Raw genomic sequence first — 22,919 nt, 5'->3', positions numbered from 1 at the left:
AAATGGCATACCAAGCCAACCCGAGCGACCGAACGTGGGACCACACGAACGCCCAGGCAATTTCAGCAGCCCTGAACTCCGATCCGGCAGGTGCGAGCCCGGAAGACATGGAAGTCTCCTGGAAAGGAATAGCAGACCGATTCCTGGAACTTGGACAATACATCGAGTCGTCGCTTTCGACTTCCAACGAGGTTCACCAAGGTGTCGCTGGGGAAAAATCGCGTGGGGCCGTCTCGCCACTAGCAGTCTATGCACTTGAAGCCGACAGCCAAGCCCGTCAGATCGCGAGCGCAACGGCACTTCAAGCGAATTACCAGGCAACGGCCAAATTCTTGACACCCACCGGCTCACCGGAGCCGAGCAAAGACTTCCTTGACACGGTCGTGCCCGGGATGACCGGATATACCGACCAGCGAAATGCGTACGACCAGGAGAACCAGCGCGCACGCGAGATCATGGAGAATTATCAGTCCAACACGAACGCCAACCTGGCATCCTCGCGCGGATTTGAAGCCCCTCCGAACACGCTCGTGACCATCGCCGAGCCGAACTTGGGCCGAGCCGACGACGGCATGCCTGCCACGTTCGGAGATTCTTCGCTGCCCAACGGCGGTACCGATGCCAACAGCGGTACCGACACCGGTGGCAGGGGCGGATCCAACATTCCCGGTGGCGGTTCTGACGGTGGATCCGGCGGCGGGAACGGCAGTACGCCGGAGTATCGGCCGCCGACCGGGCCTCCCCCGGTCGGGCCAGACTTCCATTACCCCGTCCCGCAGCCGCCTACACCTGGACAACCGATCCCACCACCGGTCATCGGCGCCCCCGGTCCCAGCGGACCACCTGGCGGCGGTCTTCTCCCGCCGCTTGGCGGCATCGGCCGGCCAAGCGGCAACATCGGCGGGAACGGGCCTGGCGGCATCGGCGGGCGTGGCCCCGTCGGTGGACGGCACGGTGGATTCGGGGGCCCCGCCGGCGGACGTGCTCCCGGTGGATTCGGACCCGGCGGCAGCGGATTCGGGCCAGGCAGCGGCGGACCCGGTGGCAACGGCTTCGGGCCGGGGGGTGCCACCGGCGTCGGTGGCACCGGTGGCGGCCGCATGCCCGGTGGCTTCGGGCCTACCGGCGGTGGCGCAGGCGGTATGCCCGGCGGCGGGGTGGCAGGCGGCGGTGGCGCAGGCGGGCGCAACAGCGAAGGCGATGAGGACAAGGAACACAAGCGCGCCGACTACCTCATCGAGATGGACGACATCTTCACCGACGGCACCAAGGTCGCACCGCCTGTATTCGGCGACGAGGCACCACCCAGGGACAGATGAGAAGTGACTGAACGATTCACACTGACCGCGCTCGCCGTCGACGCCGTGCGAACCCGGTTGACGACGCGACTTCCGCCGCTGTTCTACACCGTCGGCTTCGGCGAGTCGGCGGAGGAACGCCGCCACCTGCATCGCAGGGCATGGGCCGAGTTGGATTCGCTCGGTCTGCTGGAGCGCGGCGAGCCGGTCTCGTTTCTCGCGGATGCCTTCGCCACGTTGTCCCGACCGATGCGCGCGGTGTACGGCGCCTACATGATCGACCGGACGACCGGGGCCAACGCGGTCTCGGCGGCGAACGGCGAGTTCGCGGTGTTGGCGACGCAGACGGAGCCTGCGGGCAGCACGGAGGCCGAGCGACCGTTGACCATCGAGCGGATCTGGTCGACGTCGTTGGGCCGCGCCGTCGTCGAAGTGCTTCCGCAGGTTCCCGCAGGTCGTGGGGTGTCGGTGAGTCTGCCGTCCGACGACGTCCTGCGGGCGGCCGAGGCGGGTGGTCGGTCGACGGCCGCGTTGCGATCGGCGATGACCGCCACCGGACTTCGACCAGGGCAGGCCGACGTCGTCGCGCGGACGCTCACCGCGCAACGCCTGCGGGCGGGCCAGATCAGCGCGACCAGCTTCGATCGACTGACGGGACGCACTATCGACGGCGCGTATCGGGTGGACTTCCTGGACACCGCCGAGGGTCGCTATCTCATGCAGCACAAGCCGTCCCACGACGGTGGACATTGGTTCACGATCGCTCCGTCGGACCGCGCGATGCTCGCGAGCCAGGTCGACGCGCTGTTGTCCACGGTCGAACCTCGGCGCTGATTCTCGTTGGACTCGAGCACGGCCGGATCACCCAGACTCGGAGCCGGGGGACCGACCACCGCCAGGCTCCGACGACGCTCCCGGCGCACCCGCCAGAGAGGCGAGCGTCCCTGAACCGGCGTTCGTCGTTGTGGGGCCGCCCCTCGGTCGGTTCTGATCGCGCACGATCTGCCGAACGGAGTCGGTCGGGCGGTGTCGGCAGGCGGGGCATCATGCCGCCGCCTGGGCGAGAGCAGGAACGGCCCGGCAGGCGGGGCCGTCGTCGACGAGGCGGGCAGCTGTCGACCGAACACCGCCGAGCCCACTTCACCAGCGTTGCACTGCGCTGAAGGTGTGATGTTGCGGCCTGACTTCGCAGTGTGCCTGATCGGCTACTCGCAGGCTGATAGCTTCGGTCGAAGATCACGTACGGGCTGTTGGTCGGCCGCCCGGAGTACGCCACGGGAGGCGAGCACTGTGACTGTGTTTGACGCCTGCGAGATCCCCCGCGAACGAGCATCGCCCGAACCGACCGGCCCGAGGCCCGCCCGAGACAGGCTGCCCGTGCCCGGCGACCGTCTGCAGCATCCCGGTCGCCTCGTCGAGATCACGCGCGGCATCGACACCGCGAGTGCGGCGCAGGCGGCGGACTCCGCACGACTCGGCAATGCTCCCCCGGCGAGTCGATGAGCGCCATGGCAGAACGATTCACTCTGTCCGCGCTCGCCGTGGACGCGCTCCGCACCCGGCTTCGGACGACGATCGCCCCGCTCACACCCGCATCGGACCTCGGCGCGCCCGACGCCGAACGAAGCGATTCGCACCGCGAGGCCTGGCTCGAGCTGGACGCGATGGGTCTGCTCGATCGCGGCGAGCCGATCCCCTTCCTGGCGACGGCTTTCCACGCGTTGCACCGGCCCAGTCGCTCGGTGACCGGTTCCTTCCTGGTGAAGAGCCTCAGGCTCAACGCCATCGCCGCCGCGAGCGGAGAGTTCGCCGTGCTGGCCACGCAGTCGGAGTCATCGGGGACCACCGAGACGGACCTGTCGATGACGATCGAACGAATCCGGCCGACATCGCTGGCCCGAGTCGTCATCGAGGTGCTGCCGCCGGTGCAGGCCGGGCAGGGCACGGTCGTGCGGCTCCCCTCGCACTACATCCAGCGGGCCACCGACGAGGGGATTCTCGACACGGCGAGGCTGCCGTCGGCGATTGCCTCGGCAGGGCTGCGCCACGAGGATGCCGAAGTGCTGGAGCGGGTTCTCACGGCACCGCGTGAGCGGGAAGGACAGATCAGTGCCACCGGCTTCGACCCGCTTGCCTGCCGGACCACCGATGCCGCGTACCGGGTCGAGTTCCTGGACACCGCCGACGGCCGCTATCTGACACAGCACAGAACCGAACCGGACGGCCGGGAGTGGTTCACCCTCGCACCCGCCGACCGGACGATGCTCATCGGTCAGGTGGAGATCCTGCTGTCCTCGATCGGGCCCCGGATCTGATCAGCGACGAGGCTCGGCCCACGGCACACCGAGATCGATGCAGGCCGCCCGGCCCCGACGGGCGAGGGGCCGGCCGGATCGACCGGGCACGATTTGGCGGGCGCTGCTCGCCGCTCGGCCTGCGACTTCTCGGCCCGTCGAGGAGACGCGGCCTGCAGGCCGGGCCTGATCCGCGCCCGGCCGACCACGAGGTCGCATCCCACCGCGCTCAGCGCAGCGTGATCTGCCTGCCGATCAGCCCCGCCCGCGCGCGCCGCTCGGACTCGTTGAGCGGTGTGTCGTCCAGGGTGGCGAGTGCCTCGGTCAACCGGTCACCGAGGTCGGCAGCGGGCTGCTCCCATTCGCGCGCGTGCAGCTCGCGGTCGAGATCCCACACCGGTACGAGCAGGCCGTGTGCCCGGAACGAACCCGCGTAGCGGCTGCCCTCGCCCAAGGTGAGCGCGTCGCGGGCGGCGAGTCGGGCCATCGCGGCGAGCAGCTTCTCCTCCGGCTCGGGACGGACCCAGCGCAGGTGCGCCTTCTCGCCCGCGTCGACCCAGTACGCCGCGCGGATGCCGGGGCCGTCGAGACGCTCGGTCGGCATGATCGCCTCGTTGGCACGTTCCAGCGAGACGGTGACCTCGGGGGTCGCCTCGGTGCCCTCGGGAATCCACCAGGCGAAGTCGGAGTGCAGTTCGACGTCCAGCGGCGCGTCGGCGGTCAGCAGGTCCTGGAGTCGCGGTCCGGCCGGGTCGTCATCCGGTCCGACCACGGGCAGCATGTCGCCGACGCCTGCCTCGGCCACCCAGCGCACCGCGCGGGCGAGGTCGCGGCTGAGGTCGCCGGATCGGGTCTGGACCTGGAGGCCGACCAGCGCCTGGTCGTCGTTGCGCCGCATGGCCGCTGCGGCCATCGGCAGCACGGAGGCCAGGGTCACGTCCACGGCGGAGACGCCGTCGATCAGCGGCAGCCTTGCGGTGGCGCTGGGCACGAACTCGCGCAGCGCGATCAGCTCGCACTCGGAGGCGAGCCCCTCGAACGGCCTGGTGATGATCACGTCAGCCGCGCCGCCGTCGGTGCCGTGGCAGGCCTTGAACCGCTTGCCGGAACCGCATTCGCAGGGCCTGCGCGGGTTGAGTCCATCCTCGCGGGCACTCGCCCGATCCCTACGCTTGATCGCTGTGCGCTTGGCCACGTGGCGCCCCTCCCGTGATTCCCTCGTTACGCGTGGGGAACGGTAGTCGACGAAGCAGGGCGCAGGGCGGACCGGGTGGCGGCAGGCCGGTTGGTCGCGAGGAAGCGAACGCCGAGTCGGTCACACAGCTCGATGTCGGCAGGCTCGTCGACCGTCCAGCAGTAGGTCGGGTTTCCCTGCGCCTCGGCCCGCCGGACGTAGTCGGGATCGGACCGCAGCAGGTGGATTCCGGGACCCGTGTAGTCGGCCCAGGGTGGCAGGGTGCCGTCGCGAGTCGAACGGCTGAGGCGGTCGAACAGCAGCACCGTCGGCAGCGCGGGCGCCTGTGCCCGGACCCGCCGCACCGCACGGGAGGAGAAGGACATCATCACCACGGGCGAGTCGTCCTTCGACGCGGGCCGGGTGAGGCCGTGCCGGGCGAGGGTGTGCAGCAGGGCCCGCTCCACGAGCCCGCCGAACCGGACCGGGTGTTTGGTCTCCACGAACAGCCGGATCGGCCGAGGCGCGGTGACCACGAGGTCGAGCAGCTCCTCGAATCGCAGCAGCCCGGTCGCGGAGGCGGCGGGCCGTCCGCCGGACCGATCCGCAGGGGCGGACGGCGCGGCGGAGGGCTGCCCACTGCCGTAGTCCAGGGCGGACAGCTGGGCCAGGGTGAGTTCGCTGACCAGACCTCGACCCGACGAGGTTCGGTCGACGCTGCGGTCGTGGATGCAGACGAGGTGCCGGTCCTTGGTGAGCCGGACATCGCATTCGAGTGCGTCGGCCCCCTGTTCCACGGCCAGCGTGTAGGCGGCGAGGGTGTGCTCGGCGCGATCGGCTGATGCGCCGCGATGAGCGACGACGGCTGGCGACACAGCGAGATCCTCCGCCGCCGAGGTGGCGGACAGGTGGCGTTTCACCGACGTGCCTGCGAACCCCGGATGGCACTCCCGCGAGTGCGAGGCGCCGAAGCCCACCTGGGTCGGCTGGTGTTCAATCGCGACCGGCGAGCCCCCGACATTCCGTCACCGCAGCAGCCGAGTCCGGCATGGTCACGCGGGCACGAGGGTGTTCTGCCTGGCCGCCACCCACCACCGGCCCGCCTCCTTGACCAGGACGTAGAGGGCGATCATCGTCGGCTTCACGTCGAGCGGCTCGCCCTCGGCGGTGGTCGCCCTCGCGGTCTTATGGGCGATGGCGATGTCGGGCCGCAGGAAGACGACGTCACCGACGTCGTAGCGGACGTACTCGTCGCGAAGGAACCCGGCGAGACCTCGACGATTCGCGGCCAGCAGCTCGAGGCGGCCCGCCAGCAGCACTCCCATGGCGTTGACGACCGAGGCGTTCTCGGTGAAGTGGGCGGTCATGAGGTCGGGGTCGTTGGTGTTGAAGGCGGTCTCGACGTCGTGGATCACCTCGGTGACGGCGGCGAGGTCCGCACGGTGATCGACGGTCTCGTCCTGGACGACGGGCGCGGCGACGCTCTCTGCAGGCATACGAGCGAGCCAAACATCTGAACCTTGGTTCAGGTCAACGGGCGATCGGGCAGGCACGGTCGACGGCCGCCCTCCACCGCGCCCGGCACGGCAACTGCGCAGACCTCATGCCGCGGACAGGAACCGATCCTCGGAAACCAACAGGCAGGCGCCGAAGGGATGCAACAACGCCTGAGCGGCCATGCCTACCTGCCCGCAGCACTGTGAGCTGGGCTGACCGATGCCGAGACTGAGCGGTCGGCGGCTTACGGTGTCCCGATGAGCGCCGCCCAGCCTGCCGCCGCGCAGCCCTTCGACCCGACCGATCCGACCTTCCTGGCCGACCCGTATCCGACCTTCGCGGCGATGCGCTCGGCCGGACCGGTGCACCGCCACGACGGCATGGGGTTGCATCTCGCCGTCACGCACGCCGCCGCGTCCGCCGTGCTGCGGCATCGGTCCCTCGGCCGGATCTGGACCGACGCGGAGCCCGCCGCCGAGTTCGGTGCGTTCAACCTGCTCCACCAGACATCCCTGCTGGAGAACGAGCCGCCGACCCACACCCGACTGCGTCGACTGGTCTCGGCCGCCTTCGGCCGCGGCCATGTGGAGCGGCTGCGGCCGTGGGTCGAGCAGCTCGCCGACGAGCTGGTCGCCGGGCTGGCCGAGCGGATCGACTCGACCGGCTCCGGTGATCTGCTGGCCGAGGTCGCGGCGCCGCTGCCGGTCGCGGTGATCGCCGAGCTGCTGGGTGTGCCGGAGTCGGATCGAGGGCTCCTCCAGCCGTGGTCGAACGCGATCGTGAAGATGTACGAGTTCGACCTGGCCGAGGAACGCAGGCAGGCAGCGGAGCAGGCCGCCCGCGAGTTCGTCGACTACCTCCGCGAACTGGTCGCGCTGCGCAGGAGGACGCCGGGCGACGACCTGGTGTCCGACCTGGTCGCGGTCACCGACGCCGACGGCGCCCGGCTCACCGAGGATGAGTTGATCGGCACCGCCGTACTGCTGCTGATGGCCGGCCATGAGGCGTCGGTGAACGTCGTCGGGAACGGCGTGTCGGCGCTGTTGCGATACCCGGCGCAGTGGCGACGGCTGCTGGATGACCCCTCGCTGCTGTCGACGGCCGCCGACGAACTGATCCGCTTCGACTCGCCGCTCCAGCTCTTCGAACGCACCGCCGTCGACGAGGTCGAGATCGCCGGTGTCGTCCTCGCCCCCGGCGAGCGGATCGCCGCCCTGCTCGGCGCCGCCGCCCGCGATCCGCTGGTCTTCGACGAGCCCGATCGGCTGGACGTCGGGCGCGATCCCAACCCGCACATCGGCTTCGGCCTCGGCATCCACTACTGCCTCGGCGCCCCGTTGGCCAGGATCGAGGTGACCGCGACGCTGGCAGCCCTGCTACGCAGGCTCCCGACGCTGTCGTCGGCAGGCACACCTCGGCGACGCGACGAGTTCGTCATCAGAGGTCTGCATGATCTTCCGGTGAGCCGATGACTGGAGAGTCCCTGGTGACGAGGCGGGTACCGCACGGGCCTGCATCGTGGATTGCTCCATTCGGGCGACAAAACCTGAGTGGATTGCCACGTCGGCACCGATCATCGGAGCATGGGACCCGTGAGTGAGCTGTTGACCGATCGCACAGTGCTCACGACGCTTGCCGTGATCGGCGTGCTGGGCATGTTCGTCATGCTCTGTCGCGCCCGTCGCGTCAGCACCTCTGTCGAGGATGCCACGCTGCGGGCGTTGCACCGGGTCTCCCAGGCCGCGCCGGAGTTGCGGGAGGGGCTGACCGAGGAGGCCGCCAACCGGGCCACTCCGCACCTCCGCGAACTGCTGCAGTGCGTGGCCGTCGGCCTCACCGACCGAGCGGGCCTGATCAGCTGGGACGGCGAGGCCAACTATCACTACGACGACCTGGCAGACAAGGTCGGCGAAGTCGTCTCCGACGGCAAGCGCGCCCACGTCGACCACGCCGATCTCGACTGCACGCACAAGGCCTGCCCGATGCGGCACGCCTCGATCATCCCGTTGCTGGTGGAAGGCGAGATCAAGGGTTCGCTGGTGGTGGTGGCCGACACCGGAGGCAAGCGACTCATCAACGCGGCCGAGGAACTCGGGCACTACGTCTGCACCCAGTTGGCGCTGGCCGAACTCCAGGAGTCGCGAGAACGGCTGGCCAAGGCCGAGGTGCAGGCCTTACGTGCCCAGATCTCGCCGCATTTCATCTACAACGCGCTGAACACGATCTCCTCCTTCATCCGGACCGATCCGGAGGAGGCGCGGGATCTGCTCCAGGACTTCGCCGAGTTCACCCGATACTCGTTCCGCGCGACCGGACTGTTCACCACGCTGGCGGAGGAACTGCGCAACGTCGACCGCTATCTGACGTTGGAACGCGCCCGCTACGGCGAGGACCGACTGCGCGTCCAGCTGCGGATCGCCCCCGAGGTGCTGCCGGTGGTGGTGCCGTTCCTGGTCGTGCAGCCGCTGGTCGAGAACGCGGTGCGTCACGGACTGGCCAGCAAGCGGGGCGGGGGGACCGTGACCGTCGAGGCGGCCGACAACGGCACCGAGGCCCTGATCAGCGTCGAGGACGACGGCGTCGGCATGGACCCGAACCGGCTGAACAAGGAGTTCACCAACGCCCACCTCTCCGGTGCTCACGTGGGCCTCGGCAACATCCACGACCGGATGCAGTCGGTGTTCGGCAATGAGTACGGCCTGATCGTGGAGACCAACCTCGGCGCCGGGATGCGGGTCACGATGCGGGTGCCCAAGTTCAGCCCCGGGGTTCGGCCGCTGCCGACAGCGCCGGAGGCCGACGAGGTTCCGGAGACGCCGGTCGACGAGGTGGACCCACCGCAGGCCTCGGTCGCCGACGAACCCGTGTCCGACGCGGAGCCCGCGGAGCGGACCAGGACCGAGCTGGCGGTTCCCGGTGAACCTGCGACCGAGGACGCCAAGGCACGGATGGCCGCGCTGATCCAGCGCAGCGGCGACTGAGAAGGCGGGGCTGCGGCCGAGACCGTCGGGGTCGTCGGAGACGGCGGCGCGATTCCGTCCAGACGCCGTGAACGAACGGGACGTCTCGGGTCGTCGATCGGGGCATCCTGGCATCCGATGGTCCTCGGCCTCGTCGAAAGGGGAGGTGTCTCGCGTGCCGCCACGGGCCTCGCGATCGGAGCGGACCAGCCAGCCGCCCAAGTCATTCGGGAGTCACCCAGACGACGTACCGAGGACGAACCACGCGCGACCGGACAGAAGGTCTCGATCATCCGTCGACTTTCGAGCTAGGGTCGGGTCATGAGCGTGACCGACAAACTGGCCGCCCGCCTTCCGCTGCCGGGCAGACTCGGCGAACGCGGGGAACGTGCACCGGTGGTCGCCGTGATCCGGCTGCACGGCGTCATCACGCCGAACCCAGGCCCCACGGCGAGGGGCGCACTCAGCCTCCACACGGTGGAGACCGCACTGACCAGGGCCTTCGCCCATGACCGACTGGCTGCGGTGGTACTGGAGATCAATTCGCCCGGTGGATCTCCCACCCAGTCGGCGTTGATCGCGGACCGCATCATCGGGCTCGCCAAGAAGAAGGCCCACCGAGGAAGGCCGGTTCCGGTGCTCGCCTTCTGTGAAGACGTCGCCGCATCCGGCGGTTACTGGCTGGCCTGCGCGGCAGACGAGATCTACGCGCATCCGACGTCCTTGGTCGGCTCGATCGGAGTGATCAGCAGCGGATTCGGCCTGACCGGGCTGCTGGAGCGCATCGGCGTGGAGCGGCGAGTTCATGCCGCAGGCGCGCACAAGGTTCGGCTTGATCCGTTCTCCCCGCAGAAGGCGGAGGACGTGGAGTGGCTGACGGGACTGCAGGCGGATCTGCACGAGCAGTTCGCCGCGTGGGTCCGCGAGCGGCGCGGCGACCGCCTGAACGGCAGCGAGGAGGAGCTCTTCTCCGGCGAGGTGTGGACCGGGGCCAAGGCCAGGGAACTCGGCCTGGTGGACGAGGTCGGGACACTGCGCGACGTGATCTCCCGTCGGTTCCCCAAGGCGGAGATCTCCGTCGCCGAGCCCAGGCGGAACCTCCTCTCCCGGCTCGGCATCGGCAGCGGAGCAAACCTGTCCCTCGGCGGTTCGAATCCGGCGACCGGGCTGCTTCAGGTGATCGAAGGTCTCGAACAGCGCGCGATGTGGAACCGGTTCGGGCTGTAGAGGAGCCTGGAATGGTCAGGGCCGCAGGCGCCTTGTCACACTGTCGAGTAGACGCTCGGTCATGGACGGCCACGACACGTCTGGGCAGGAAATGAAGGCATAGTGAGCACTCAAGACAACGGCACGGGACTCATCGTCCTCGCGGTCGACGACGAGGATCGCGGCCTGGACGAGTTGTTGTACTGTCTGCGTCGCAATAATCGGGTACGTCGCATCCTCACCGCCTTCGACTCGGCCGATGCCCTTCGTGTCCTCCGCAGCAACGACGCCGAACTGCGCGAACGTTCCAGGGCGGGTCTGTCTCCGGTGGACGTCGTGTTCCTGGACATCGCGATGCCGGGGCTCGACGGCATGGAGCTGGGCAAGGTGCTCACCGCATTCCGGGTGCCCCCCGCGCTCATCTTCGTGACCGGTTATGACAACCAGTCCCTTGAGGCGTTCAACGTCGGCGCCACCGACTACCTCGTCAAGCCGCCGAACGCCGAGCGAGTCGACGAGGCGCTGCGACGCGCGGAGCGTCTGCGCAAACCGGAGAGCGGCCCCGGCACGGTGACCCCCGCCGAGGACGAGGTCATTCCCGTCGAACTCGCGGGCACCACGAAACTGATCCCGCGCTCCTCGATCCGCTATGTGGAGGCGCAGGGCGACTACGCGCGCCTGCACACCGTCGACGGCAGTCATCTGGTGCGCATTCCGCTCTCTCAGCTTGAGGAACGCTGGTCCGAGGTCGGTTTCGCCCGTATTCATCGGTCCTATCTGGTCTCGTTGTCGTTGGTGAGCGAGCTCCAGATGTCCTCGTCGGGCTATTCCGTGCGGCTGGGCAGCGGGGAGACGGCCATCGAGCTGCCGGTGAGTCGCAGACACACCAGGGAGCTGAAGGACCGGCTGGTCCGGTCGCCCAAGCGAGGACTCGGTCCGGGTCGATGATCCCCCCGGACGATGATCGGGCGGAACTGCCCGACCCGGACACCTTGGAGGCGCCGCCGGGTCGCCGCCTTCGCCGGGTCAAGGTGGTGCTGGCGGATCGCCGCGCCACCCGCCGCCCGCTGCGACAGATCTCGGAACTGGAGGAGCAGACGAGCGTCGGTGAGGCGCTGGTGCGCAATCTCATCCGCGCGCAGCTCCGCACCGCATTACGACTGACGCTGCTCACCCTGGGACTGCTCGGCAGTCTTCCCGTGCTCTTCTGGCTCTTCCCCGCGTTCGCGACGCTGTCGGTCGGCGGAATCCGACTCTCCTGGGTACTGCTGGGCGTCCTGCCGTTCCCGCTGCTCATCGCGGTCGGCTATGCCTACAGCGTGCAGGCCGAGCGACATGAGCGGGACTTCGTCGACATGGTGGAGAACTGATGTCGCCGCGTCGCCCTTCGACGGTGAGCGCGTCGCATCGGCGGCGGGGCCGGGCCGAGTCGGGACGGCGCGGACTCGGATCATCCGGCTGGTCGATGGAACTCCTCGTCCGACATCGGCCCGCCCTCGCCGGGACGGCCTCCGATGTCGCGGCCGCCTGCCGCCCAGCTGACCAGGCAGCGATGCCGTGGAGCTGATTCCCTGGGCGACCGTCGGCATCGTGGTGATGGCCGTCGTCACGTTCGCCCTGGGCATCTTCGGCTCTCGGTCCGTGCACACGACCTCGGACTTTCTGGTGGCCCGCCGGACGATCGGCGCGGAACGCAATGCCGCGGCGATCTCCGGCGAGTACCTCTCCGCCGCGTCGTTCCTCGGCATCGCCGGGCTCGTCCTCAAAGACGGCGTCGACGCCCTCTGGTATCCGATCGGGTTCGCGGGCGGGTATCTACTGCTGCTGATGTTCGTGGCCGCGCCGCTGCGCCGATCCGGCGCCTACACGCTCCCGGACTTCGCCGAGGCTCGGCTGGGCTCCACCGGCCTGCGCAGGCTGGCGACCCTCACGGTCGTCGTCATCTGCTGGCTCTACGTCGTCCCCCAGTTCCAGGGTGCCGGGCTGACCCTGCGGATGGTCACCGGGCTGCCGTTCTGGGCGGGCACCGCGCTGGTGGCCCTCCTGGTGGCCGTCAACGTCCTCAGCGGCGGCCTGCGAGCCGTCACGCTCGTGCAGGCCGTGCAGTACTGGGTCAAGCTCTTCGCGATCTCCTTACCGGCATTCCTCCTGGTCATCGTGTTCGTCGCGAATCAGGAGGGCACTCGCCGCGGGCTCGCCGAGCCGCTGCCGCCTCGGTTCGAGGCGGCGACCGCCATCACGGTGGGCACCGACGTGACGCTGGACGTCTCCCGGCCGCTGTATCTCCACGCCGACGGGGTGGTGGGCGGGCAGCGGGCGGCGGGCACCGTCTACTGGGCGCCGGGGGAGCACAGCGTCGGAGCGGACACCGAACTGACCTTCCCGGCAGGTTCCGACGTGCCGGTGGTGCTGGGTGCGCCCACGGACAACGCCTCCTGGCTGACCCCGCAGGACGGCGGAGGACCGAGCCTCTTCGCCACCTATTCGCTGATCTTCGCGACGTTCCTCGGCACCATGGGCCTGCCGCACATCCTCGTCCGCTTCTACACCAATCCCAACGGCGGAGCGGCCCGCCGGACGACCCTGTTCGTCCTCATGCTCCTGGGGCTGTTCTATCTGTTCCCCACGATCTTCGGCGCGCTCTCCCGCCTGTACGTCCCGCAACTACTGGTCACCGGCACCACCGATGCGGCCGTGCTGCTGCTGCCGGGCGCCATGCTGGCGGGCTGGCCGGGAATGCTGCTCGGCGCGGTGACGGCGGCAGGCGCGTTCGCCGCCTTCATCTCGACGGCTTCGGGGCTGGTGAGCTGCGTGGCGGGCGTCCTGGCGACCGACGTCCTGCGGCGCGGGGCACTGAACGACTTCCGGCTCGCCACCGTGATCTCCGCGCTGGTGCCGCTGATCGCGGTCATGTACTTCGCGAATCTCAGCATCTCCCAGACGGTGGGCATGGTCTTCGCCGTGTCCGCGTCCACCTTCTGCCCGCTGCTCGTGCTGGGCATCTGGTGGCGCGGCCTGACGGCGACCGGCGCGGCGACGGGAATGATCGTGGGTGGTGGACTCGCCGTCCTGGCGGTGACGCTGACGGTGATCCTGGAGCCTGCGTCGGCGGGCTGGCTGAGCTCGGTGACCGCCCAGCCCGCCTTGATCACGGTGCCGATCGCGTTCCTGACGATGATCGTGGTGAGCCGGGCGACGTCCCGTCAGGTGTCATCGGAGGTGTCGCGCATCCTCTTGCGGATGCACGCGCCGGATCGGCTCGGTCTGATCAGGGATCGGGACCTGGAGCGGTTCGGGTTCGTCGACGATCCGGCGAGGGAGGACCCCCCTCGGTCGAACGGGCCTCGACATCACCGGCCCGCAGGCGAGGACTGACCGGGTCCGAGGGCCACGCACGTCGGCACGCGGGCGGCGACGGCGAGAACAGGCACGACGGGGCGGGAACCGGGCGGGCTGAGACAGGGTCGTCGTGGCTCCGTCGGCTGCGGCGATCCACGGCATCGACCTGCCGAGGAGGACCAGTCGTCCGACCTCCTCGCCCGGCGCCGCGGCGCGAACCACCGCGAACACCCTCACTCGTCGGATTTAAACCGGTGCATCCAAAGAGTGATGACTTGCCCGCGATCACGTAACGCAGCGTAGATGGAAACACCCTGTGCTGTCAGATTCCTCCGAGTCAGGCGAGTAAGCCCCCCGTTTGGCGGCTTCCGATGTGATCAACGCGACACAACCATGTGGGACACCCAAGCCAGCAGGGAGGTTCTGTGAGCGAGACACCGCCACCCCTACCCCCGGAGCCGCCCGGTCCAGACGCCTGGCGCACCATCCAGGAGAGTCCGGATTTCGTCGATCTGCGCCGCAGGCTTCGCCGTTTCGTCTTCCCGATGGCCGCGTTGTTCCTCGCCTGGTATCTGCTCTATGTCCTGGTGGCCGACTTCGCGCATGACTTCATGAGCATCAAGGTCATCGGCAACATCAACATCGGCCTGGTGTTCGGCCTGCTCCAGTTCGTCTCCACCTTCCTGATCACGACCCTCTACGTGCGCTTCGCGAACCGCAGGCTCGACCCGCTCGCCGACCGGATTCGGGAAGAAGCCGAGGGAGGCGACCGATGACCGACGCCGACACCGTGATCCTCGCGCAGGGGGACATCGGATCCCCCTGGCTCAACATCGGCATCTTCGGCCTCTTCGTCGCGGTCACCCTGGTGATCGTGCTTCGGGCCAGCCGCAACACCAAGACCGCCGCCGACTACTACGCGGCCGGGCGAGCGTTCAGCGGCCCGCAGAACGGCGTCGCCATCTCCGGCGACTACCTCTCCGCCGCATCCTTCCTCGGCATCGCGGGCGCCATTGCGGTCAACGGCTATGACGGCTTCCTGTATTCGATCGGCTTCCTCGTCGCCTGGCTGGTCGCGCTGCTGCTGGTGGCGGAACTGCTCCGCAACACCGGCCGCTACACGATGGCGGACGTGCTGAGCTTCCGGATGAAGCAGAAACCGGTGCGCACTGCCGCGGCCATCTCCACGCTCGTGGTGTCCTTCTTCTATCTGCTGGCCCAGATGGCAGGCGCGGGCGGACTCATCGCCCTCCTGCTCGGCATCGAGAGCGGCGCCGGGCAGGCACTGGTCATCGCGATCGTCGGTGCGCTGATGATCGTGTACGTCCTGATCGGCGGGATGCGCGGCACGACCTGGGTGCAGATCATCAAGGCGGCCCTGTTGATCTCGGGCGCCGCCGTGATGACCGTGTGGGTGCTCAGCATGTACGGGATGAACCTGTCGAGCCTGCTGGGCGCGGCGGTCGACGCCGCAGGCACCGAGGACGTCCTCAATCCCGGCATGGCCTACGGCGCCTCGGCACTGACCAGGATCGACTTCCTGTCGCTCTCCTTGGCGCTGGTGCTGGGCACGGCCGGGCTGCCGCACATCCTGATGCGCTTCTACACCGTGCCGACCTCGAAGGAGGCCCGCCGCTCCGTGCAGTGGGCGATCTGGCTGATCGGCCTGTTCTACCTGTTCACCCTGGTGCTCGGCTACGGCGCGGGTGCCATCGTCGGACCGGAGCGCATCCAGGACGCCCCTGGCGGTGTGAACTCGGCGGCGCCGCTGCTGGCGGCGGAACTCGGCGGCCCGCTGCTCCTCGGCTTCATCGCGGCCGTGGCGTTCGCGACCATCCTCGCCGTCGTCGCAGGCCTGACGATCACCGCGTCGGCCTCCTTCGCGCACGACATCTACGCCAACGTGATCAAGGGCGGAGCGGCGGACGACAAGGCGGCAGAGGTACGGGTCGCCCGGATCACCGCCGTCGTCATCGGCGTGGTGTCCATCCTCGGCGGCATCGTGGCCAACGGGCAGAACATCGCCTTCCTGGTGGCACTGGCCTTCGCCGTGGCGGCGTCGGCGAATCTCCCGACGATCCTGTACTCGCTGTTCTGGCGCCGCTTCAACACGACCGGAGCGCTCTGGAGCATGTACGGCGGGTTGGCCATCACCATCACGTTGATCGTCTTCTCTCCCGCCGTATCCGGCAGCGACAGCGCGATGTTCCCCTCGGCCGACTTCGATCTCTTCCCGCTGTCCAATCCGGGCATCGTCTCGATCCCGATCTCGTTCTTCCTCGGCTGGCTGGGCACCGTCCTGTCCAAGAGTCCCGCCGATCCGGCGAAGTACAGCGAGATGGAGGTGCGTTCGCTGACCGGCCTCGGTGCGGAGAAGGCCACCGAACACTGATCCTTCTCACCCGTCCACGAGGGCCCGACCGCCGCCGCGCGGTCGGGCCCTCGGCCGTCTCGCCCGGTCCTCGGCGACCAGCTTCGACTCCACGTTCATCGATGATCTTCGAGATTCGTGCAACCTTCCCGGCGGAATCCGCGTAGTGGACATGACCGCAGGTTCAGCACAGCCAGGAGGAGATCGGTGCGCGGACGCGACGAGCACGTGGAGGACTTCACCGAGTTCTTCACGGCGCGCTTCGACACGGCACGACGAACGGCGTACGCGCTGTGCGGCGACTGGTCGGAGGCAGAGGAGATCGCCCAGGCGGCATTCGTCCGGGTCTATGCCCGATGGTCCTGGGCCCGCAGGAACAGTGCGTCCGGTTACCTGCGCACGACCATGACGCGGCTCTTCCTCGACGCCCGCAGGCGTGGCAGGCAGCTAGAACGGCCGGTGGCCGAACCGCCCGACAGACCTGATGTCGAGCCCGGCGGCCGGGACGAACGTCGTGAGTTGATCGCGGCGCTGCAACGGGTCCCGTATCGGCAACGCGCCACCCTGGTGCTGCGGTTCGTCCAGGACCTCTCCGTCGAGCAGACGGCGCAGGCACTGAAGTGCTCCACGGGGACGGTCAAGAGTCAGACCGCGCGCGGGCTGGATGCGCTGCGCCGGGCGTACGAGTCGGCCGGTCGGCCGCAGGAAGCAGGGATCCAGTGAGAAAGAACGTCTGGGACGACGAGGAGGCGATGGGAGCGGCGCTGCGCGACAGCGTCGACGGACCTGCCCCGATGCCGAAGGTCGGCGTGGATCAGGTGATGAGGCAGGGCAGGCGGCGGGCGGCGGTCCGGCGCGGTGCGACGCTGCTCGGGGCCGCCGGTGTCGTGGCAGGCATCGGACTGAGCACCGTGCTGGCGGGGGGCTTCGGCGGCGGGCTCTTCACACCCGCGAGCAACGGCGAGGAGACGGACTACCAGCGATCACCCCAGCGGGAACAGGCTGCCGTGGAGCCGTTGCCGGGCTGGACGCTGGTCGACGGATGCCCGCTGCTCGACCAGTACGGGGACGAGGTTCCCGCCGACCTGGGTCCGCTCCCGCAGGTGGAGATCCCCTCGGCCGGCGTCATCGAGCCCCTGCTCCGGGCCGCGCTGGTAGACCAGCAGCCGGAGTCCGAGCCTGCCATCACGTTCGCGACGACCGAGTACAGCGAGAAGTACCAGTCGCCGCGTGTCGCGGTCAACATGGACCTGGTCGGCACGGAGACGCCCGGATCGATCTACCTGGAGGCGCTGCCGCACCACGGCAGTCCGACGGAGGCGGCAGACCGCGCGGCAGCGGACAAGGTCAGCCGAGCGCCGTCGTGCGAGGTCGTCGCTCAGCGGATGACCCTGGACGACGGGACGGTGGTGCAGATCTACGGCGTCGTCAGCGGCGGTTACAACGCGAACTCCCCCAGTCAGGGGGTCGACGTCTTCCACCCCGCGAACTACTCCGTCTCGATCGACGCCGACGGCCACCTCAGCACCGACTTCGAATCGTCCGCCGACGATCCCGCCATGGGGGGCCTCCCGGAGGACGCGGGCACGGGAGTCGTGCCGCTGACCACCGAGGAGCTGGCGGCGGTGGGCCTCGCGCTGGCCGAAATGGGCTGAGCAGAGGGCCCGGCAGAGCCGGGATCTCCAGCGCCGCGCCTGTCCTCCCCTTTCCTGGAGGGGAGGACAGGCGTCGTCCATCTCAGCACAGCAGGGCGCGGCGACGACCGGTCTGCACCGTCTCGCCGCGCGAGGCCGTCCCCGAGTTCGATCAGCAGCTGCTCGACTGCAAGGTCTTGATCCACGTGGCCGGCCGGCCGAGCACTGATCCGCGTGGGCCTGAGCCTTCACTCCCCCGCGTGATCCCCAGGTGCCTGCGCAGGCATCGACGGCTACGGACGGGTCGGGCAGGCCTGGCGAGCCCGCCCCGTGCTCGTCCCCTCAGTCGAGGCGTCCCACCCCGGCCCAGCAGGCCGAGTCGCTCGGCGGAGTGTCGTCGTCCGAGTCGTCGTCCGGCCGCCATTCCGAGGTCCACACCACCCCCGGGTCCACCAGGCTGAACCCGCCGAACAGCTCCCGGACCTCCGTCCGGCTGCGATAGTGGATCTGGTGCGTGGTGGCCTCGAAGCGGGCGGCCACGGCGGCCGCCTCCTCCTCGCGTCCGTCGGCGGTCGCGTGGGAGACGACGAAGTAGCTGCCCGGCGCGAGCAGCCGGTGGTACGGCGCCAGCACCGCGAGCACGTCCTCCTCGTGGCCGAGGTAGTGCAGGACGGCGACCGTCATCAAGGCCACCGGCCGATCGAAGTCGATGAGTCCGCGGGTCTCGGCGGCCTCGAGGACGGCGGCCGCGTTCCGCAGATCCGCCTGCACCATCGCCGTGCGATCCACGCCTGCCAGCACCGCGCGCGTCTGGCTGACCGCCACCGCCTCGTTGTCCACGTACACCACGCGGGACGACGGGTCGGCTGCCTTGGCGATCTCATGCACGTTGCCCACCGACGGGATGCCGGAACCGAGGTCGAGGAACTGGGTGACCCCGTCGGTCAGGCAGTGCCGCACGGCACGTCGCATGAAGTCACGGTTCGCCCGCGCCACCTGCCGCCCGTTCCGCGTCGCCGCGATGATGGCGTCGCCGACTGTCCGATCTGCGGCGACGTTGTGCGCGCCGCCGAGCGAGTAGTCATAGATCCGTGTCGGATTCGGCGTCGTCAAATCCGGCCCGACGAACGGGGTTGGTTCCATCGGCCCAGTGTCGCCGACACTGCCCGGACCACAAGAGCCGTACCGGACACTGGTGAGCAGACCCGTCTCACAGCACGCCGACCCCGGTTCGTGGCAGCATCGACTCGTGCAACCAGTACAGGTGCCCAGTGTGGCGATCAGCAATCTTCCCGACGAGCTGCCCAACCCGGACGTCGTCCTGCTCGACGTCCGAGAGGACGACGAGTGGCAGGCAGGTCACGCGCCCGGCGCCCTGCACATCCCGCTCGGCGAGCTCGGAGCCAGGCTCGGTGAACTGCCCTCGGACAACGACGTCTTCGTGGTGTGCCGATCCGGCGGCCGATCCGCTCGAGCCACCGCCTACCTGAATCAGAACGGGTGGGACGCGGTGAACGTCGACGGCGGAATGAAGGCCTGGTCGGCGGAGGGCCGGTCGGTCGTGTCCGAGTCCGGGAACGACGCAGAGATCCTCTGACGGCGTGCACCCGCGACCAGGGCAGCGCATGAGGTGGGTGGCCGTCCCACCCGATCAGGATCACCCTCGGCGGCGAACCGCGCCCCCGTCGGTGTACCAGGGACCGCCCTCCTATCCCGCTCCGCCGCGCTGGGGCCTGCCGCTGTTGGGCTGGCGCGCGCCGACCTCGGTGCCGACCATGGCGACACCGACCCTCGATGCGAGCACCCGTGCCCGCTTGGTCGCGGTGCCCGCGATCCGCATGCTCTGGGCGACGGCGGTGCTGCTGGTGCTCGCCGCAGCCGCCGAGGCCTGGCGATACCTGTTGTTGGCGGCGGGCCTGCGCGGGGCGTTGACCGTACAGACGGTGCGACTCTCCGACACCGCAGTACAGACCGGCGCGCTGCTGGCCCTCGTCTTCAGCATCGGCGCCCTCGGCGCGTGCCTGCTGTGGCTCGTCCGGGCCAGAGAGGCGGCCGCTGAGTTGGCGGCGGTCCGACCGTCCAGGCCCGTGTGGCAGGCGACCCTCGGCTTTCTGATACCGGGGATGAACCTCGTGGTTCCCGGTTCGGTGCTGGCCGAGCTGGAGCACACCGCCGCCCTGCGACCGCCGGACGAGCGGCCTCGGCCGACCCGACTGGTGGCGCTCTGGTGGGCCGTGTGGTCGATCAACCTGCTGCTCGGTCTCGTCGTCGTCCTCTGGCGGTTCCGCGAGGGCGCCCAGGCGATGGCCGACGGCGTCCTGCTGCACCTGGCCCTGAATCTGACCGCAGCAGCGGTGGCGGTGCTCTCCGTTCGGCTGATCCGGCGGGTGTCGCGCTTCCTGGACCCGATCGACGTACGGAACACGGCTCGCTTTCACGTGGTGCGAGTCCAGGATGACTCGGCATCGTCCGGCAGGCGCAGGCCCCGACAGCCCGGTCAGGTCCGCTGACGGCGGAAGCGCTCCGCACGCCGGAGAGGTTGTCTTCGATCCCGCTCCGTCGTGGGCGGGGATCGGCGTGGCTGAGCTGCCATGACGGCGGCATGGTGACCGACGACGCCGCCGCAGGTCACCACGCCCGGCCCCGCGCAGGGATCAAAGACCGGCTCGGAGGCGACGTCTCGTCGATCGCCCGTTGAGGCGTCCGTCCCCGGTCTGCGCAGGCTTGCCGGTCGCCTTCGAGCCAGGCCGGGCGGTGGCGAGCCCGCGCACCGAACTCATCGATCCAGGCTGGAGGGCTCGCACCCGCCGCCGCGCGCTATTTGACGAACCGCGAACGTCGCCGGTCGGCGAGCGTCCGCCCCCCGGTCTGGCAAGTAGGGCAGTACTGGAACGAGCGGTCGGCGAAGGACACCTCCCGCACGGTGTCACCGCAGATCGGGCAGGGCAGCCCCGTACGCCCGTGAACCCGCAGACCGGAGCGCTTCTCGCTCTTGAGCCGGGCCGCCTCCAGACCGATCGAGCGATGTACCGCGTCGGAGAGCACCATCTCCAGCGCGGCGTGCAGCCGGTCGATCTCCTCCGCCGTCAGGCGGCCCGCTGTCGCGTAAGGCGAGAGCCGCGCAGCGTGCATCACCTCGTCGGAGTAGGCATTGCCCAGTCCCGCCAGGATCGACTGCCTGGTCAAGACGGTCTTGAGTCGCTCGGTGTGTCCACGCAGCACCTCGGCCAGCCCCGGCTGGTCGAGAGTCGCCGCATCCGGCCCGAGATTCTCGATCCCCGGCACCTCCGACGGGCTGCGCACCACCCAGACCGCGAGTCCCTTCCTGGTTCCGGCCTCGGTGAGGTCGAATCCCGGCCCGCTGCCCGGCGGGCCCAGGTGGACTCGGACGGCCAGCGGACCCCGACCAGGCCTCGGCGGGGCGGCGGCGAGCACGTCCGCCCAGCGCAGCCAGCCCGCCCTCGCCAGGTGGATCACCAGGTGCAGACCGTCGCAGTCGAGATCGAGGAATTTCCCGTGGCGGTCGGCCTGCCGCACCGGCCTGCCGTGCAGCTCGGTCCACGGCGGCGCGGCCGTCTTCAATGCCGCCAGCGACGCGATGTCGACCCGGTTGATCGTCCGCCCGACCGCATGTTCCCGCAGGTAGTGGACGATCGCCTCGATCTCCGGAAGCTCAGGCACCTGCCCAGTGTGCGCCCACCCGGCGCTGCGCACCCGGCGATGACCAGGGCGGTGCACCGACGGCGGTGCGGAGCGAGCCCCCAGGCAGCCCGAGGACGGCGAGGTGGGCGGTGCCTGCGCGAAGGCGCTCGACGGCAGCGAGTCCCACCACCGCAGGCGACCGGGCCGAGCGGGCCGGTCGCACGGAGGCGAAGTGAGGCGGCCCGCACCCGAAGACCGACCAGGTCAGTCGACCGGTTGCAGCGTGCCGTCCTGATCCGGTTCGGAATACACCTCGATGTGCCTGGCCATCTTCGCCGCCTCCTGGCGCACCAGGAACACCCCGCGCACCACGCCCACCCACCGTTCCTGCGGATGCTCCTCGTCATCAGCGCCGGGCCGGGTCTCGGCGACCAGCGTCCACGGCCTGCGCAGCACCCACCGGGCCGGGAAGAAGATCAGGACCAGGAACAGCGCGAGGATCAGCCACGCGGGGACGATCACCTCGGGCGGCTGCCAGAGGAGCAGGATGAGGACGAGCACACCGAGCACGATCGACAACAGGATGCCGGGACCTCGACCACCACTCACGTCGTGTTCGAACTCGTCGAGCTGTAGAGGATGCGTCCACTCCATCTCGCCCTGGATGCTCCACATCCGGCCGTCGGCGCCGCGCACCATCTTGTTCATGCCGCCTCCAGCGGGCAGTGGCGGCAGGGGCCACCCACCACCAAGAGACAACGAAGTAGTCGGGGTCGATTACCGTGCGTAGACCCACCGTACCGCGTCGGCAGCGACTCGCCCAGCGCTCGCGGCGGCCTCGAAGACCCGCCTCGCCGATCTTCTCATCTGAGAGGGTGGAGGAGGATGAGCAGCGCCTGCTCTGGCGCGGCGACGAGCAGACGGAGGCCGACGTGGAGCACGAGGTCGCACTGGCGAAGATTCGCGAGCAGCATCGGGCGGTGCTGGCCACCGCACGGGCCGACGGAACCCCGCAGATGTCTCCGGTCCTCACGGCCGTCGACGAGGACGGCCGTGTGCTGATCAGCACGCGGCGGACGACGTACAAGGTCCGCAACGTCCGACGCGACGCCCGAGTCTGGCTGTGCGTGCTGCCGGACGAGTTCTTCGGCGGCTGGCTCCAGATCGACGGCCGAGCCGAGGTCCTCGAACTTCCGGAGGCGATGCCGCTGCTGGAGCAGTACTACCGCCAGGTCTCCGGCGAACACCCCGACTGGGCCGAGTATCGCGAGGCGATGCGCACCCAGCAGCGGGTGATTCTGCGGGTCACGGTCGACCGGGCGGGGCCGAAGGCCCACGACTGAGCCGATCACCGACCCGGTGCAGACGTCCGGTGCGGGGCGGGCTAGAGTATTGTCACCACACGGGGTTCACCCCCGCAGGCGGACATCGTGCGGACGTGGCGCAGTGGTAGCGCATCACCTTGCCAAGGTGAGGGTCGCGGGTTCGAATCCCGTCGTCCGCT

At 69.4% G+C, this 22,919-nt stretch carries 22 protein-coding genes and 1 tRNA gene; 17 read left to right on the top strand and 6 right to left on the bottom strand.

Annotation, left to right across the window (positions count from 1 at the left end; translation table 11 throughout):
• Nucleotides 1-2 precede the first annotated feature (2 nt).
• The 3 genes from UA74_RS31330 (at nucleotide 3) to UA74_RS00455 (ending at nucleotide 3,613) form a co-directional block, all read left to right on the top strand.
• Nucleotides 3-1,319 (top strand): hypothetical protein, encoded by a 1,317-nt coding sequence (locus UA74_RS31330; RefSeq protein WP_157433918.1) that lies wholly within the window; start codon nucleotides 3-5, stop codon nucleotides 1,317-1,319.
• Nucleotides 1,320-1,322: 3 nt separating this feature from the next.
• Nucleotides 1,323-2,132, top strand: a complete 810-nt coding sequence (locus UA74_RS00460; protein ID WP_075737905.1) for an ESX secretion-associated protein EspG — start codon at nucleotides 1,323-1,325, stop codon at nucleotides 2,130-2,132.
• A gap of 674 nt (nucleotides 2,133-2,806) precedes the next feature.
• Entirely contained in the window at nucleotides 2,807-3,613 is an 807-nt protein-coding gene (locus tag UA74_RS00455; RefSeq protein WP_075737903.1) for an ESX secretion-associated protein EspG, read from the top strand.
• Between the two features lie 208 nt (nucleotides 3,614-3,821).
• Here UA74_RS00455 and UA74_RS00450 read toward each other — a convergent pair whose 3' ends face one another.
• From UA74_RS00450 to UA74_RS00440, 3 genes are all read right to left on the bottom strand, one after another.
• Nucleotides 3,822-4,787, bottom strand: coding sequence for a DUF5926 family protein (locus UA74_RS00450; RefSeq protein WP_075737901.1), 966 nt, complete (start codon nucleotides 4,785-4,787; stop codon nucleotides 3,822-3,824).
• A gap of 26 nt (nucleotides 4,788-4,813) precedes the next feature.
• Nucleotides 4,814-5,641 carry a glycerophosphodiester phosphodiesterase gene (locus UA74_RS00445; protein WP_075743248.1) on the bottom strand — a complete coding sequence of 276 codons (828 nt, stop codon included), beginning with the start codon at nucleotides 5,639-5,641 and terminating at the stop codon, nucleotides 4,814-4,816.
• A gap of 177 nt (nucleotides 5,642-5,818) precedes the next feature.
• Nucleotides 5,819-6,262: an SgcJ/EcaC family oxidoreductase gene (locus UA74_RS00440; protein WP_075737899.1), complete on the bottom strand. Its 444-nt coding sequence runs from the start codon at nucleotides 6,260-6,262 to the stop codon at nucleotides 5,819-5,821.
• 258 nt (nucleotides 6,263-6,520) lie between these two features.
• On the opposite strand from UA74_RS00440, the gene UA74_RS00435 reads away from it, so the two are divergent.
• From UA74_RS00435 to UA74_RS00390, 10 genes are all read left to right on the top strand, one after another.
• Complete coding sequence (locus UA74_RS00435; RefSeq protein ID WP_075737897.1) at nucleotides 6,521-7,735, top strand: cytochrome P450; 1,215 nt, start codon at nucleotides 6,521-6,523, stop codon at nucleotides 7,733-7,735.
• A 111-nt stretch (nucleotides 7,736-7,846) separates the two neighbouring features.
• On the top strand, nucleotides 7,847-9,244 hold the full coding sequence (locus UA74_RS00430; protein ID WP_083682818.1) for a sensor histidine kinase: 1,398 nt from the start codon (nucleotides 7,847-7,849) through the stop codon (nucleotides 9,242-9,244).
• Between the two features lie 300 nt (nucleotides 9,245-9,544).
• Nucleotides 9,545-10,450 (top strand): S49 family peptidase, encoded by a 906-nt coding sequence (locus UA74_RS00425; RefSeq protein WP_075737895.1) that lies wholly within the window; start codon nucleotides 9,545-9,547, stop codon nucleotides 10,448-10,450.
• 102 nt (nucleotides 10,451-10,552) lie between these two features.
• Complete coding sequence (locus tag UA74_RS00420; protein ID WP_075737893.1) at nucleotides 10,553-11,377, top strand: LytR/AlgR family response regulator transcription factor; 825 nt, start codon at nucleotides 10,553-10,555, stop codon at nucleotides 11,375-11,377.
• Complete coding sequence (locus UA74_RS00415) at nucleotides 11,374-11,799, top strand: hypothetical protein (RefSeq protein ID WP_232237577.1); 426 nt, start codon at nucleotides 11,374-11,376, stop codon at nucleotides 11,797-11,799. Before UA74_RS00420 ends, UA74_RS00415 begins: the two co-directional genes overlap by 4 nt.
• 187 nt (nucleotides 11,800-11,986) lie before the next feature.
• Nucleotides 11,987-13,804: a sodium/solute symporter gene (locus tag UA74_RS00410; RefSeq protein WP_198042889.1), complete on the top strand. Its 1,818-nt coding sequence runs from the start codon at nucleotides 11,987-11,989 to the stop codon at nucleotides 13,802-13,804.
• A 389-nt stretch (nucleotides 13,805-14,193) separates the two neighbouring features.
• Nucleotides 14,194-14,544 (top strand): DUF485 domain-containing protein, encoded by a 351-nt coding sequence (locus UA74_RS00405; protein WP_075737891.1) that lies wholly within the window; start codon nucleotides 14,194-14,196, stop codon nucleotides 14,542-14,544.
• Complete coding sequence (locus UA74_RS00400; protein ID WP_075737889.1) at nucleotides 14,541-16,160, top strand: solute symporter family protein; 1,620 nt, start codon at nucleotides 14,541-14,543, stop codon at nucleotides 16,158-16,160. Before UA74_RS00405 ends, UA74_RS00400 begins: the two co-directional genes overlap by 4 nt.
• A gap of 186 nt (nucleotides 16,161-16,346) precedes the next feature.
• Nucleotides 16,347-16,862 carry a SigE family RNA polymerase sigma factor gene (locus UA74_RS00395; RefSeq protein ID WP_075737887.1) on the top strand — a complete coding sequence of 172 codons (516 nt, stop codon included), beginning with the start codon at nucleotides 16,347-16,349 and terminating at the stop codon, nucleotides 16,860-16,862.
• A complete protein-coding gene (locus UA74_RS00390) occupies nucleotides 16,859-17,794 on the top strand; it encodes a hypothetical protein (protein ID WP_075737885.1) in 936 nt (311 codons plus the stop codon). Before UA74_RS00395 ends, UA74_RS00390 begins: the two co-directional genes overlap by 4 nt.
• Before the next feature lie 321 nt (nucleotides 17,795-18,115).
• Here the strand turns inward: UA74_RS00390 and UA74_RS00385 are convergent, their stop codons facing one another.
• On the bottom strand, nucleotides 18,116-18,916 hold the full coding sequence (locus tag UA74_RS00385; protein ID WP_075737883.1) for an SAM-dependent methyltransferase: 801 nt from the start codon (nucleotides 18,914-18,916) through the stop codon (nucleotides 18,116-18,118).
• 106 nt (nucleotides 18,917-19,022) lie between these two features.
• Between UA74_RS00385 and UA74_RS00380 the strand changes: the two genes are divergently transcribed.
• Complete coding sequence (locus UA74_RS00380) at nucleotides 19,023-19,370, top strand: rhodanese-like domain-containing protein (RefSeq protein WP_075743245.1); 348 nt, start codon at nucleotides 19,023-19,025, stop codon at nucleotides 19,368-19,370.
• A gap of 37 nt (nucleotides 19,371-19,407) precedes the next feature.
• A complete protein-coding gene (locus tag UA74_RS00375) occupies nucleotides 19,408-20,283 on the top strand; it encodes a DUF4328 domain-containing protein (protein WP_198042888.1) in 876 nt (291 codons plus the stop codon).
• A gap of 307 nt (nucleotides 20,284-20,590) precedes the next feature.
• On the opposite strand, the gene UA74_RS00370 is transcribed toward UA74_RS00375, so the two are convergent.
• Both UA74_RS00370 and UA74_RS00365 read right to left on the bottom strand, forming a co-directional pair.
• Nucleotides 20,591-21,454, bottom strand: coding sequence for a DNA-formamidopyrimidine glycosylase family protein (locus tag UA74_RS00370; RefSeq protein ID WP_075743244.1), 864 nt, complete (start codon nucleotides 21,452-21,454; stop codon nucleotides 20,591-20,593).
• Nucleotides 21,455-21,679: 225 nt separating this feature from the next.
• Nucleotides 21,680-22,123 carry a DUF983 domain-containing protein gene (locus UA74_RS00365; RefSeq protein ID WP_075737879.1) on the bottom strand — a complete coding sequence of 148 codons (444 nt, stop codon included), beginning with the start codon at nucleotides 22,121-22,123 and terminating at the stop codon, nucleotides 21,680-21,682.
• 167 nt (nucleotides 22,124-22,290) lie between these two features.
• On the opposite strand from UA74_RS00365, the gene UA74_RS00360 reads away from it, so the two are divergent.
• Both UA74_RS00360 and UA74_RS00355 read left to right on the top strand, forming a co-directional pair.
• Nucleotides 22,291-22,758 carry a PPOX class F420-dependent oxidoreductase gene (locus UA74_RS00360; protein ID WP_318533280.1) on the top strand — a complete coding sequence of 156 codons (468 nt, stop codon included), beginning with the start codon at nucleotides 22,291-22,293 and terminating at the stop codon, nucleotides 22,756-22,758.
• Between the two features lie 89 nt (nucleotides 22,759-22,847).
• Nucleotides 22,848-22,919, top strand: a tRNA-Gly gene (locus UA74_RS00355).

Source organism: Actinoalloteichus fjordicus, from assembly GCF_001941625.1.
Classification (GTDB): Bacteria; Actinomycetota; Actinomycetes; order Mycobacteriales; family Pseudonocardiaceae; genus Actinoalloteichus_A; species Actinoalloteichus_A fjordicus.
Note: the sequence above shows the minus strand (reverse complement) of the source record. Positions and strands in the feature narration are given on the sequence as shown.